Raw genomic sequence first — 12,989 nt, forward strand, 5'->3', positions numbered from 1 at the left:
TGATGGAGTGGAGCAGCGTTTGACCCTGCATGTCAGCCGCCGCATGCAGTTGCGTTCCCGTCAATTCCGGCGTTTTATGATTAAGCTCGGCTGCAAAAAAAGCCAAACGTTACATTTTACGCTAGTCCACGATACGATGGCACGCAAACCGGCTCAGCCCACTTCGCAGAGCAAGACGAGGGCGATGACGCTGCATAAGCCGATGAAGCAGATCGAACGCCAGCTGCCCCGGATTACGCTCTTGACTCGAACTAAGCGGCTTATTCGGCTGCTCCGCAAAAACGTCGAAGGATATGCGGTGTTCATGACCGTCAATTACCGGGAGAAGGCCAGAGGCGACTTCCAGGGGGTTCGCGCTCACTTCATAGACGTCGACCTTAACAAGATCTCCGAGCTGCTGCAAACGAGAGAAGAGGCGGAGCGTCGCAAGCTGGAGCTGCAATCGGATCCGGTGGAACGGATCGAATCCATCAGTGTGACACCGACCAAGCAAGGACTTTACCTGCTGCTCGCCCAACGAGGCAAGCGAAGAGTGTGGCAGCTCAAACGGAAGTTTCTTATTAGACACCGGAAGCTCATTCGCGGCTCAATGGTCGTCGAAACCAAAAACGGCTTCCACATTTACTGGGCGATCCGAAAAGGATCGATCGGCTGGTTCGTTCCCATTCAGCGATCACTCGTCCGTAAGTTCAACTCCGACCCCAAAATCACGGACCTCGCCCGCGTCATGCGCGTTCCCGGCTTCTACCATCGAAAGAACCCCTCAAGCCCTTACCTCGTGCGCGTAAAGCGTTGGGGGAGGAAGAAACCTTTTACGCAGGCCGAGCTTATCCGCAGATTAGCATTATCCTTACATCCCTAGGCGGGACGATTATTCGTCCCGCCTCTTTATTTGCGATTTTGATGCTCAACGAGTAGATAATTAAACACGATTTCAGCTTGTCCCAAGCTTGATAAATGAGGAGAATTAAACGCATGGGAGTTGCGAATTATAAGCCATGAGAGCGAAGGCTGGCGATCGATGAACGAAGATCGTTCTGATAACTTCCATAACGATGAAAGAAGGTTATACGTATGACACAGCGGGTGAATTATATGCAGCAATCGCCGGAATTTTTCAAAAGGCTCATTGCGCTTAGCGGTGCTGAGAAGGATAGCTCGATTGAAAGGAGCACCCTCGATCTGGTTCACCTCCGAGCATCGCAAATGAATGGCTGCGGATTCTGCGTGGATATGCATTCCAAGGAAGCCAAGATCCACGGCGAAAGAGAGCTTCGTCTGTATCACCTTGCAATTTGGCGGGAATCGCCGCTGTTTAGTCCGCGTGAACGCGCAGCGCTGGCTTGGACCGAGGTGCTGACCAAGATTCCGGAACACGGCGTGGCCGATGAGGCGTATGACCAAGTTCGCGAACATTTATCGGAGAAAGAAATATCGGACCTGACCTTCTCCATTACGGCCATAAATGCTTGGAATCGCATAAGCATCGGCTTCAAAAGCGTGCCGGGTTCAGCCGATGAAGCATACGGATTGACGAAAGCGGGTTTGAGCTAACTATTCACCCAATGCCGAGTATTTTCTTTAACTTCTATTAACAAAGAACCCTACTCAGGGTTCTTTGTTTGTCTTAGAATGCCCAGTATGGGTCATTTCAAGGATGAGCATCCCCATATATGGTGACTTTCTCCTGCTATCGACATGTCACACATTGCCGTCGTTAATCGTCTTATTTGTATCAATAGCAAAGGGGGGACAACAATGAATGCGTGCAGAGCATGCTTGTTTCCTTGCTGTTCATTCTTTCGTTCGTTGGCTTTACATGCATTCGAATAGGGTAGTTAACAACTGATGACAAACATGGATTTCTCTAGGTTAATATGTGAAGTTTTTCACATGGAAGGTTCAGGAAAACGATCAAGATTCAAGGAGGAGATTTGAAATGTTGGAAACGATCATTCAAGAACGAAACAAGACCGATTTGCCTGCCGAACGGTCCGACATACTGGATAAATTGTTAAAGCCGGAAGTCGAAGAAGCTTTGGAGCAGCTGGTTCTTCACTTGCCGAAGCTCGTCGAGATGACGACGCTGCTGACGAAGACATACGATTTGGCGGCGAAAGTAGCGGGAGACCGCGTGCTCATTCACGACACTGTGGGCGCCGTCAAGGAAGTCGTGAAACCTATCGAAGAAAAAGCAAAGCATTACGCATCGGCCGCTATCGAAGCCAGCGATCGAATGGAACAAGACGCGTCTACGATCGGTTTGTTCGGAATGCTTAGACTGCTCAAAGATCCAGAGCTTCAACGGATGCTGCGCTTCAGTAAAGCGTACTTGGATGTTCTGGGCGAAAGAAGAAATAATAAATAGGGGGATGGGAACATGAGCAAGAAAATTGTAATTTTAGGCGCGGGCTACGGCGGCCTTCTCAGCGCGCTTTCCGCTCGCGGGCATTTTTCGGCGGAGGAAGCAACGATTACGGTCATTAACCGGTATGAAACGCACCAAATCATTACGGAGCTTCATCGTCTGGCGGTAGGCAACCTCGCAGAGAAAGCCGTCTCTTTGCCGCTCGTAAATCTATTCAAAGGGAAAAGTATCGACCTGAAGATCGGCACCGTGTCCGCGATCGATCCAGAAGGCCGCAAAGTCGTCCTGGAGAACGGCACATCCTATGCTTACGACGCGCTGGTGCTTGCTCTGGGCAGTGAAACGAACTATTTCGGCATTCCGGGACTGCAGGAAAATAGCTTCACGCTGAAATCCGTCGAAGACGCGAACCGGATTTTCGGTCACGTCAATGAAAAGATCGCCGCTTATGCGAAATCGAAAAACAAAGCAGATGCGACTTTCGTTATCGGCGGCGGCGGCTTGACAGGCGTCGAGCTCGTTGGCGAACTGGCAGATGAGCTCCCGCGCATTTGCCGCAAGTATGGCGTCGACTTCACAGACGTATCCTTGTACGTTGTTGAAGGAAGATCGACCGTTCTCTCGACCTTCTCAGCGGACCTGATCGAGCGCGCGGTAACGAGTCTCGAAGCTCGCGGCGTTCAATTCATAACAGGGATTACGATCACGGAAGTGAATGGTTCGACGGTCAGCTTGAGTGACGGCCGGGCTATCGAAACGAGCACGCTCCTTTGGACGGGCGGCGTGCAAGGCAGCTCTCTTGTGGCAAATTGCGGAATCGAGGTTAACCGCGGCCGTGCGACGGTCAACGAATTCCTGCAATCTGTCTCGCACCCGGACGTATTCCTTGCCGGAGACTGCGCCGTCGTCTTCGGGCCGGACGGGCAACCGTACCCGCCAACTGCGCAGCTGGCTTGGCAAATGGGCGAGCTTGTCGGCGACAATTTGCACGCATACTTTAATGGCGCCAAGATGGAGGCGTTCGAGCCGATCAACTCCGGTTCGCTTGCCAGCTTGGGGCGAAAGGACGGTATCGGCTGGATCGGCGAAAGCGGCATCGAACTGAAGGGCTTGCCGGCAACCTTGATGAAAAAAGCAAGCGACGTGCGCTATTTAACGCATATTAACGGATTGTCCTTGCTGGCTTACTAAGCAGCCCGGTTATTTGATAAAGGATGATAAAACTTCTTGTAAAGTGAGGCACAGCAGTCATGTCCCAACGTGTTAATTTCGCTCAGCGATCACCCAATCTCTTCAAAAAGTTCTTGGCTTTCACATATGCCTTGGCTGAAAGCACAATGGATGAGAAATTAATCGATCTCGTTTCGATAAGGACTTCACAACTTAATGGGTGCGATTTTTGCCTGGATTTGCACGTTAAACAAGCTGCGATCCATGGTGAAAGCGAGCTGCGCATGAATGACATTTCAACATGGCGGGAATCGACTTTATTTACTCCGCGGGAACGCGCCGCTCTGACATGGACCGATATCCTAACCCATTTACCTGAACAAGGCGTGCCCGACGAAGTATATGAGCGCGTTCGGGAACAATTTTCCGAAGAAGAAATCTCGGACTTGAGCTTCTTGATCGTTTCTATCAACGGATGGGATCGCATTAACGTCGCCTTTAATACTCAAACAGGACGCCTGACGCGGGTTTCCAAATAACTGATCACGAATAATAACGGGATATAAGCAAAGATGAAGTACAAACCGATTTCATTTATGATTTTTCCGAATGCGTCAATCTTAGTACGTTCATTGAACATAAGCGAACCGATGAACAAAGCTGCCAGTATGGAAGGCAAGGACAGGCGAGGATTACACGCCGCAACTCTTTTCATAATTCGGGTACAGCACCATAGCGGGATGCAAACGGTCGGAATGATGATTAAAAGCCAGATGAAGATATAGAGATACTCGAACCTGGCAAAGAAGGATAGCTCAATGATTTTCGACATCGCCAAAGTGGGCCATTGCGTTAGTTTAAGCAAACCCTGACTACAATACATGAGGGTTACGGCAGTGATTAACGTATATTTGAAGGTCGTGAACAACAAAGCGTAATGAGCCCATTTTGCGTTATTTTCCGCTTTTTTCAAGAAAGGGAAGTAGATCAGCATCGCTTCAAATCCGAAGAAAATGAAGCCGGAGGATGTAGACCCTCGTAGCAAATCAACCATAGAATGATTGATTAATGGCATTAAATAATGAAAACTGCCTTCTCGGATCGGGAAGTAGAGCAGAATGAGCATCGGAATCACAGCCACGTAGAAAAAGCTGAACCCCGCTATAACTCGGAATCCGCCGGATATGACATAATAGATCAAGCTAATGAAGAGGGCGGCCATCGCCCATGTTCGAAAGGTTGGAAATACCCACACTTGAATGACTTCAATGTAAGCTCTGAAGTAATAGAGCGCCATGATAAAGTAATATGCGACTAATAACAGCGAAAGGGTATTGCCTATGATTTTACCGAAAATCCTTCGATGCAGGTCGATGACGTCTTTGGCGGGATTGCCGAGCATGTTATATATCATCCAAATGATGAGATGCAAGCTCAAACCCATCAGTATAATCGATATCCACGCGTCTTGCTCGGCATAAGCGGCAGCAAGACTTTGAAAATTGAAAATGTTAGAGGCCGCTTGGCAAGCGCCGATTAAGAAAAATACAAAGTACCCGGAAATCGCATAATTATCCTTGACCTGATTCAGCACTACTGTCCAACCCCTGTATGTAATATATCGATCTTCGTTTTCACCGCGAAATTCAGCCTCGGATAGATATCTTCATAAAACGCCTTCTCGCTAAACGCTCTATGCTGCCACCTGTATTGCTCTCCGAATCCGATCGGATCGACGTTGTTCTTTTGTAATCGGAGCAGCATCACTGTCACTTCCGATGATAATCGGTCTTCGATTTGCTTCTTAATCTGTTGCATATCGTCTTGATTCCGAATGTCATACGTTTTCGGATGTTCTCTAAGTGCAATGGATAATTGAAGGGAGATCGCTGCCTTGCCGTTTTGCAAGGCACCTATTTTGCTTTTTCCGTGAAGGATGACAAAGGAATACATCTCTTTCTGACGAGACTCGAAATTATATTCGCCCGTGGCCTTCTTGTCATTGAGCAGCTTTAGGAATAGACCTTCTTCGTTGTTTAACCAAAGTTTCAATTTGTCTCCTTTAAAGACGACCAGCCCATCCATTTGCAATAAACCGTGATCTAGCTTGATTACAGGTAAATAAATATCCTGGCCTTCTCCGTAATATTGATTAAGAAAGGAATGATAGTTCGTCTTCGGCGTGTTCCCATGTTTCATGTTTTGTTCTATAAGCTCCGTCAAGAAATAAGGCGTTTTTTTTGAAGCTTCGTTTATGATCGTGCTTGCTTGCTGCTTTGTCATGACAAGAGTGGAGTTGCTGCTTTTCATGAATTCCCGATTGATAATGTCGGCAAGTTCGGAGATTTCATCTCGAGCGAAAGCTTCGCTAATAATCATGGTGCGTACTTGACCTAATTTGTTCGGTTGGGAAGTCTTGGTCATAAGATCCGTAATCGTTCCGAACATATTTTTCGACTCCGCGATGATCGGGGATCTGTTCTGGTCCTTGGAAGCTTCGATATAGGACGGATAGGAAGCGCTCAGTTTCATCGTCTCTTTGTCGATATCTACCCCTAGGCTTTGGATGATATTAATCCGGTCTACGATTTGTTCTTGCGCGCAGCCTGTTAATAACGAACAAAGGCAACAACAGAAAAGAAGTCCCGTATGCCATTTCATATTTGATCCTCCTCTGGGCGGAATGCTATTCATTCATGAAGTCGTCGCCGATATCTTTCTTTTTAGAGGCGGTAAACCTTTTTGATGAGACCGGACGCGTAGCAGGAAATCGATTCGATAGAAACGGGAAGGAAGAGCGAATAACGCTGTCCTTGAAACTGTTAGGGCGAAAAGGGAAAATAGGCACGAGATACGGCATACCGAGCGATTTCAGGCGCAGCAAGTGAGCGATAATAAACATTAACCCGATCATAATGCCTAAGCCGCCGCATAATGCCGCAAAGACAATCAACGGAAACCGCAAAAAGCGTATCGTATTCGAGATTTTAAAGATCGGCGTGGTAAAGGAAGCCAAAGCCGATAAAGAAACGATGATGAGCAAAATATTACTTGTTAAACCGGCTTGAACCGCGGCTTGTCCAAGTATGATGCCTCCAACGACGCCAAGTGTTTGACTGACCTTCGTAGGCAATCTGGACCCCGCTTCGCGCAGCAGCTCGATCGTTATTTCCAAGAACAGCACTTCCAGCAGCGGAGGAAAAGGAACGTTCGTGCGGGATTCGATAATCGGACCTAACAGATCTCTGGGAATGACGGTGTAATGAAAGGTTAGGATCGCGACATATAGAGAGGTAGCCAGAATAGAAAACACGATTCCGAAATAACGGATGAGCCGAAAGAACGAACCCATTATCCATGGCAAATAATAATCCTCGGGAGAAATGATATAGCTAAATAAGCAGGATGGGCCGGTTATGACAATCGGAGAACCGTCGCACAGAAGGGCGATTTCTCCGTTAATCAACGAATACATGATTCTGTCCAGCCGTTCGCTGGACATAAATAACGGGAAGGGAGAATTCGAATTGTCGGTAATAAGCTGTTCAAGAAGGGACGTCTCGAACAACACGTCATAATCCAGATCCTTAAGCCGCTGCCTTGCCGTATTTACATACTGAGGATTGGTGATGCCGTCCAAATAAACGATTACGATTCTCGTACTTGAAAGAGAACCGACGGTGTGTTCCTCGAAAATGAGTTTCTCGGATAAAATCCCTCTCCGGAGCAACGACAAGTTGGTATCGATATTTTCGACAAAACCGACCTTAGGACCGATGACGCTGTATTCATTCTCGGTATCGTTATTATCGCGATGGCCTCGTTTCAAATCCGCAACGTCTACGATAAGACCCTCATCCAGAGCCGGATCCAGCTGCAGGAAAATGGAACCGCGAGCCAAACTGCGCAAAATATCCTGCAAGTTTGAAGAAGCTTGGATTCCTCCTATCGGAATTAAAGCTTTTAAATCATCCAAGCCGTTCAATTCGCAATTGGAAACTTGAATATAGGAGAGCACATCGTGGTGAAATTGTTCCTGATTGATCAGCGTTTTATAATACGAGAAATAAATGCATGTATCGTTTAACTTTAAGGTTGTTTGCAGAAAGTCGTCGGATTTTATACGCTCTTTCAAAGCTTTATGTAAATCCGGAAGCATACAGCATTCCACCTATCCAAGAAAAATAACTCATATTATTATGCTGTTCCGGGTAGTGGGTTATACCCTAAACTGTAATTGATCCGCGACAGATAGCGATTCCCGCTTCGTGTTAAGGCCATGGATTGATAGACATGAACGCTCGCACCTGCTCGTACACTATAATAGTGAGCTTGTTCGAAGACAAATTGTCGCGGAGGGATAACGATGAGAATAATGTCCGGCGGGTTCGAAGCCGTCTATCATGGCCGCATACTCGCCTACGATATGAATCCGATTGAAATCGTGCTGTCGGAAGAGAACGATCCGCTCACATTCGTGTTCTGCATTGAACATGAATCGGAACGGAATGACTTCATGACGGATATCCGGTTGGTCCGTTACAACGAAGTCCGAATCGCCTGTGTCAATTTTCCGCGGGGCAAGCCGATCGGAAATGAAGATATGATCCAGCTCGGCGTGTTGAACAACCGCAAACTATCGTTGCGTTACGAAGTGACCATTAATTACGATGCGACGTCCTGGGCACTGTCCTTTACGTTCTACTCGGGCGAGGGGGTCGGGCCGACATGAACAAAATCGAAATTCAGGATCCGCGGGTAGCCAGTAAGATCATAGCGGCGAACGCTGAGAATAATAAGCGAAAAGCGGAGCTCGGCTTCCTCGGCAAATTCTTCGGTTCGGGCGAGAATGTGCGCCTGTATATTGTAGGCACGATCACGCTAGGTGTTCTTCTCATCGCGCTGGTATATACGCTGATCCCCGACCAATTTCGTTCGCCCGATTTCGGCTTGAAGGAAATGTGGACGCTCGTGGTGCTTCCGGTCGAATCGACGATTATCGGTTATTTGATCGGATCGAAGTCGAAGGAAAACGGAAGTTAGTCACAGCGCCCAGTAATCTGGTACTATTGCAATAGAGTCAGTAGTTTACAAGATTTGCAAATTGGAATCGGACGGTGATGAAGTGTGAAGCAAAACATGCGGATTGCCTTAGGCCAAACGCAAGAACTGACACATGAAACCATGACTTTTGCCAAGCAATTAGGCGTAACGAGTGTTCAACTAAACACCCCAAAATTACCCGGAGAATATTGTTGGGCGTACGAAGATTTATCTGCGTTAAAGCAAACTTGCGACGACAATGGATTGTTCTTGGAATCCATTGAAAATGTCCCTATTCGCTTCTACGATAAAATTATGCTCGGATTGCCAGGCAGGGACGAGCAAATCGAGAACTATTGCACCATCATCCGTCATCTAGGGCGTGTTGGGATTCCGATACTCGGTCACCACTTCATGCCGAATTTTGTTTGGAGGACCTCCTCAGAGCCGGGCCGCGGGGGTGCAATGTGCACGGCATTTGATCTTGATGTTGCGGCGAGCGGCATTAACCAGGTGAAGTATGCTTCAAACCGGGAAGTAAGAATACCTGATGAAGCGGTTATGTGGGACAACTATGCTTATTTCTTAAATGCTGTGATTCCCGTAGCGGAACAATCAGGTGTGCGGCTTGCGCTCCATCCCGACGACCCGCCGGTTGCAATGCTTGACGGAACAGCTAGAATTTTCTATAAAGTGGAGAATTTCAAGAAAGCAGCGGCTTTAGCCAATAGCGATGCATGGGGATTGAATTTGTGCCTTGGCTGCTGTTCGGAGATGGTCTACGGAGCAGCAAATGTCATGGAAATGATTCGCTATTTCGGGCCGATAAATAAAATTTGTTATGTGCATTTTCGGGATGTTCAAGGAACGATGCCGAAGTTTCAAGAGTGCTTCCTGGGTGAAGGAAACTATCATCCCGCAGAAGTATTGCGGGAGCTGAAGCAATCGGGATTTACTGGTTTCTTAATGGACGATCACGTGCCAAGCGTCATTAATGATTCGGCATGGGGCCATCGCGCGCGTGCTCATGCCGTTGGATATATGCAGGGTCTATTGAATGCGCTCGAGCTCCTGGAAATATGAAGAATCAGCATCATTAAATGATCTATAGACTAAAGCTGCCACGGGATATCCGGGCAGCTTTTGTTTATTTACAGTCTTACTAAGGACATTGTAAATTTACATTTTACACAAAACCACCGAAATTAAGATATATTTCGGTGGTTTTTCATTTTAATGGCTATTTTTAGCGCCAGATTTACAATTCCTTTGGCCTGGTTTAACGCAGTAGAAACATCTACTCCTTAATCTATAGATATGGGAACGATCCCATGTGGGAACGGTCTCACAGCAGTGAAAGGGAGTGCATCGTGGATAATCCGACCATCAAAGAAATCGCCCGGCGCGCTGGAGTGTCCAAATCTACCGTTTCGAGGATTATTTCCGGAAATGGATATTCCAGTCCGGAAGCGCGCGATAAGGTGCTTGGGCTGATCGAGGAATTGCAATACAAACCAAATGCGGTTGCAAGGGCGATGGTATCGCAAAGGACGCATAACATCGGGTTGCTCTTGTATAGACGAGATCATCCGATTGCCTCACATCCCTTCTACGGGAAAATCATCGATGCCGTCCTGATGGAATCGGCACGGCTGAACTATTCGATATTCGTTACAACGGATCACGATATGTCGTATCGGTCAGCCGACTTCATGATCGAGAAACGAGTGGATGGCCTCATTCTGATCAGTCGGCTGCAGCAGAACGTCATCGATCATATTACAAACTTCGGCATCCCATTTGTCATGGTGAACGGTTCGACGGACGTCGATGGCGTCATCCATATCGTGAACCAGGATGAAGAAGGAGGCAGGATGGTCGCCGAACATTTGACGCAAACCGGGCATGAACGAGTATTCGTCATCGCTGGTCCGCAAAGCCATCGAAGTCACCATTTACGTTTGAAGGGGTTTATGACTTCAATCAGGCAGGCCGATATGCAAGATTCTGATGCGGTGATTCAATCCGCGGCGACTTCGACTTTTGGAGAAGGATACGAAATCATGAGCCGTCAATGGGGTCTATTTCGGGAGGGCGGATACACGGCGCTCTTCGCCACAAATGACATGCTCGCGATGGGTGCGATGAAATTTCTGCTGGATCAGTCGGTTCGTATTCCCGAGCAAGTCTCGGTAGTTGGATTCGATGACGTGGATTTCGCGGCTATGTTCTCGCCATCCTTGACAACGGTCAAGGTAGATACCGGGGAGATGGGCACGCAGTCCGTTCGGCTCTTAGACCAACTGATCCGTCAGGAACAAAACATTGAGCATCCCAAGCAGCTGCTCCCTCGGCTGATTATCAGACAGTCAACCCAATCACTATAGATCCAAATCGAAAGGAGCGATAACCCTTCATGCGCTGGTATTTCAAAGCACTTGGAACAAGGAAAATTATTGAATTTATCGTGCTTGTCATCTTCGTCATCTTCTTTCTGGGACCGCTGCTAAACTTGGCTATTCTGGCCTTTACCGGAAAATGGAACTACCCGGACGTAATGCCGCATCAATGGTCCATGAAATGGTGGTCCTTCGTCTTCAAACAGGAGGATATCCCGCAATCCATCGGCTTATCTTTCATGATTGCCTCTATTGTAACAGGACTGTCCATCGTGCTGTGCATCCCGGCGGCTTATGCGTTCGCACGCATTCGATTCCCATTCAGTCGTTTCTTCTTATTCTCGTTCCTCCTGACCCATGCCTTTCCGAAGATGGGGCTGTATGTCTCGATCGCGGTATTATTCTACAAGCTCGGCTTGATGAATACGCTGCTCGGTGTTGTCCTGATCCATATGATCAACGTGCTTATGTTCATGACATGGATTCCGACCGCCGCCTTCCGGAATGTACATCAAGCGCAGGAAGAATCGGCGAGAGACGTTGGAGCCGGCCCGATCCGGGTATTTCTCAAAATTACCTTGCCAATGGCATTGCCAGGCATTATCGTCGCCTCAATCTTCACATTCCTTAACTCGCTTGATGAAGCGCAGGGTACGTTCCTGGTTGGTATCCCAAATTACAAAACGATGCCGATTGTCATGTATTCCATTATCAGCGATTATCCGGCATACGCCGGCGCGGTGTTTTCCATCATTCTGACCGCACCGACGATTATTCTGCTGCTTGCCGCCAAACGTTTCGTAAGCGCGGATGTCATGTCCAGCGGGTTTACGTTGAAATAACGATGCAATTATTGCAAACCAAAGGAGGCCATTAAGAGTATGATTCAGGCCATTCAAGCTATTCGAGACAAGCAAGAAGTTCAACAAGTCCGAGACAGTCGAAACATACAACTCTCCGTTCAACAGCTGTCGAAACGCTACCGCACCGGCGAAGGGGTTACCTCCATTTCGCTTGATGTGCATAAGGGAGAGCTCGTTACGCTGCTTGGTCCTTCCGGCTGCGGCAAAACAACGGTGCTGCGCAGCATCGGCGGGTTTCTCGAACCGGACTCCGGCGATATTCACATCGAAGGCGTAAGTGTACTCAAGTCTCCTCCGGAGAAACGTCCGACTTCCATGGTGTTTCAGAGCTACAATCTATGGCCGCATATGACGGTGTTCGACAACCTGGCATTCGGTCTTAAAATACGAAAGATGAAGAAGGCTGACATTCGCAAGGAGGTCAGAGACGTCCTGAAGCTCGTTCGCTTACCGGACGCCGAGAACAAATATCCCGGCCAGCTTTCGGGCGGACAACAGCAGCGCATTGCGCTTGCCAGATCCCTGCTCTTGAAACCTGCTGTTCTTCTACTCGATGAGCCGTTCTCTGCGCTGGACGCGAAGCTGCGGCATGAGATGCGAGAGGAGTTGCGTGAGATTCAGGCGGAAACGGGCCTTACGATGGTATTCGTCACGCATGATCAGGAGGAAGCATTGTCGATTTCGGACCGCATCGTCGTCATGAATCATGGCAAGATCGAGCAGATCGCTTCCCCGCAAGAGATATACGATCAGCCAAGCTCGCTGTATGTCGCTCAATTTATCGGCAAAATGAACTATTTGAAAGGGGTGATTTCGGAAGGCCAAGTCACGGTAGGGAAGTTGAGGTTTCCAAATTCGAAATCGTTGTCCGGCGGGGGATGGCTGGCAATCCGGCCTGAAGATGTCATCATGTCCAGTCAAGAGCAAGAAGGTTTGCCCGGCATCATCAAACAGATTATGGTTCTAGGCCACTATGCCGAAGTATCGATTCAATTACCGGAGCACGGTGTCATCCGGGCGTTTCAGCCGCGGGATGCCGTCAAGGAACTAAATTCCGGCGACCAGATTTATGTCAGCTTCAAGAAAGTCATTACGTATCCGGAAGTTGAAGGCAATCGAATCCAAGCATGATCCAAAAACCCAATG

At 48.1% G+C, this 12,989-nt stretch carries 14 protein-coding genes; 11 read left to right on the forward strand and 3 right to left on the reverse strand.

Annotated features, from left to right (window positions below; genetic code table 11):
* The first annotated feature begins 7 nt into the window (after positions 1–7).
* The 5 genes from AC6ESO_RS04965 to AC6ESO_RS04985 all read left to right on the forward strand — a co-directional run bounded on the left by AC6ESO_RS04965 (position 8) and on the right by AC6ESO_RS04985 (position 4,077).
* Positions 8–862 carry a DNA-primase RepB domain-containing protein gene (locus AC6ESO_RS04965; RefSeq protein ID WP_497090405.1) on the forward strand — a complete coding sequence of 285 codons (855 nt, stop codon included), beginning with the start codon at positions 8–10 and terminating at the stop codon, positions 860–862.
* Positions 863–1,074: 212 nt separating this feature from the next.
* A complete protein-coding gene (locus tag AC6ESO_RS04970; protein ID WP_497090406.1) occupies positions 1,075–1,554 on the forward strand; it encodes a carboxymuconolactone decarboxylase family protein in 480 nt (159 codons plus the stop codon).
* A gap of 385 nt (positions 1,555–1,939) precedes the next feature.
* Positions 1,940–2,368 carry a helical membrane plugin domain-containing protein gene (locus AC6ESO_RS04975; RefSeq protein ID WP_497090407.1) on the forward strand — a complete coding sequence of 143 codons (429 nt, stop codon included), beginning with the start codon at positions 1,940–1,942 and terminating at the stop codon, positions 2,366–2,368.
* 12 nt (positions 2,369–2,380) lie between these two features.
* Positions 2,381–3,559 carry an NAD(P)/FAD-dependent oxidoreductase gene (locus tag AC6ESO_RS04980; RefSeq protein WP_497090408.1) on the forward strand — a complete coding sequence of 393 codons (1,179 nt, stop codon included), beginning with the start codon at positions 2,381–2,383 and terminating at the stop codon, positions 3,557–3,559.
* Between the two features lie 59 nt (positions 3,560–3,618).
* Positions 3,619–4,077 carry a carboxymuconolactone decarboxylase family protein gene (locus AC6ESO_RS04985; protein ID WP_497090409.1) on the forward strand — a complete coding sequence of 153 codons (459 nt, stop codon included), beginning with the start codon at positions 3,619–3,621 and terminating at the stop codon, positions 4,075–4,077.
* On the opposite strand, the gene AC6ESO_RS04990 is transcribed toward AC6ESO_RS04985, so the two are convergent.
* From AC6ESO_RS04990 to AC6ESO_RS05000, 3 genes are read right to left on the reverse strand one after another with little or no spacing between them, the layout of a single operon-like run.
* Entirely contained in the window at positions 4,044–5,132 is a 1,089-nt protein-coding gene (locus tag AC6ESO_RS04990; RefSeq protein WP_497090410.1) for a GerAB/ArcD/ProY family transporter, read from the reverse strand. The two genes, AC6ESO_RS04985 and AC6ESO_RS04990, sit on opposite strands and share 34 nt — an antisense overlap.
* A complete protein-coding gene (locus AC6ESO_RS04995; protein ID WP_497090411.1) occupies positions 5,132–6,199 on the reverse strand; it encodes a Ger(x)C family spore germination protein in 1,068 nt (355 codons plus the stop codon). The genes AC6ESO_RS04990 and AC6ESO_RS04995 overlap by 1 nt, the downstream gene beginning before the upstream one ends.
* A gap of 25 nt (positions 6,200–6,224) precedes the next feature.
* Positions 6,225–7,697, reverse strand: a complete 1,473-nt coding sequence (locus tag AC6ESO_RS05000) for a spore germination protein (RefSeq protein ID WP_497090412.1) — start codon at positions 7,695–7,697, stop codon at positions 6,225–6,227.
* 207 nt (positions 7,698–7,904) lie between these two features.
* Between AC6ESO_RS05000 and AC6ESO_RS05005 the strand changes: the two genes are divergently transcribed.
* The 6 genes from AC6ESO_RS05005 to AC6ESO_RS05030 all read left to right on the forward strand — a co-directional run bounded on the left by AC6ESO_RS05005 (position 7,905) and on the right by AC6ESO_RS05030 (position 12,974).
* On the forward strand, positions 7,905–8,270 hold the full coding sequence (locus AC6ESO_RS05005; RefSeq protein WP_497090413.1) for a DUF6864 domain-containing function: 366 nt from the start codon (positions 7,905–7,907) through the stop codon (positions 8,268–8,270).
* Positions 8,267–8,581 carry a hypothetical protein gene (locus tag AC6ESO_RS05010; protein WP_497090414.1) on the forward strand — a complete coding sequence of 105 codons (315 nt, stop codon included), beginning with the start codon at positions 8,267–8,269 and terminating at the stop codon, positions 8,579–8,581. Before AC6ESO_RS05005 ends, AC6ESO_RS05010 begins: the two co-directional genes overlap by 4 nt.
* A gap of 84 nt (positions 8,582–8,665) precedes the next feature.
* Positions 8,666–9,664, forward strand: a complete 999-nt coding sequence (locus tag AC6ESO_RS05015) for a mannonate dehydratase (RefSeq protein ID WP_497090415.1) — start codon at positions 8,666–8,668, stop codon at positions 9,662–9,664.
* A 287-nt stretch (positions 9,665–9,951) separates the two neighbouring features.
* Positions 9,952–10,968, forward strand: coding sequence for a LacI family DNA-binding transcriptional regulator (locus AC6ESO_RS05020; protein ID WP_497090416.1), 1,017 nt, complete (start codon positions 9,952–9,954; stop codon positions 10,966–10,968).
* Positions 10,969–10,997: 29 nt separating this feature from the next.
* Complete coding sequence (locus AC6ESO_RS05025) at positions 10,998–11,822, forward strand: ABC transporter permease (protein ID WP_497090417.1); 825 nt, start codon at positions 10,998–11,000, stop codon at positions 11,820–11,822.
* 105 nt (positions 11,823–11,927) lie between these two features.
* A complete protein-coding gene (locus AC6ESO_RS05030; protein WP_497090503.1) occupies positions 11,928–12,974 on the forward strand; it encodes an ABC transporter ATP-binding protein in 1,047 nt (348 codons plus the stop codon).
* The last annotated feature ends 15 nt before the right edge of the window (positions 12,975–12,989 follow it).

The sequence above is a fragment of the Paenibacillus rhizoryzae genome (assembly GCF_059686995.1).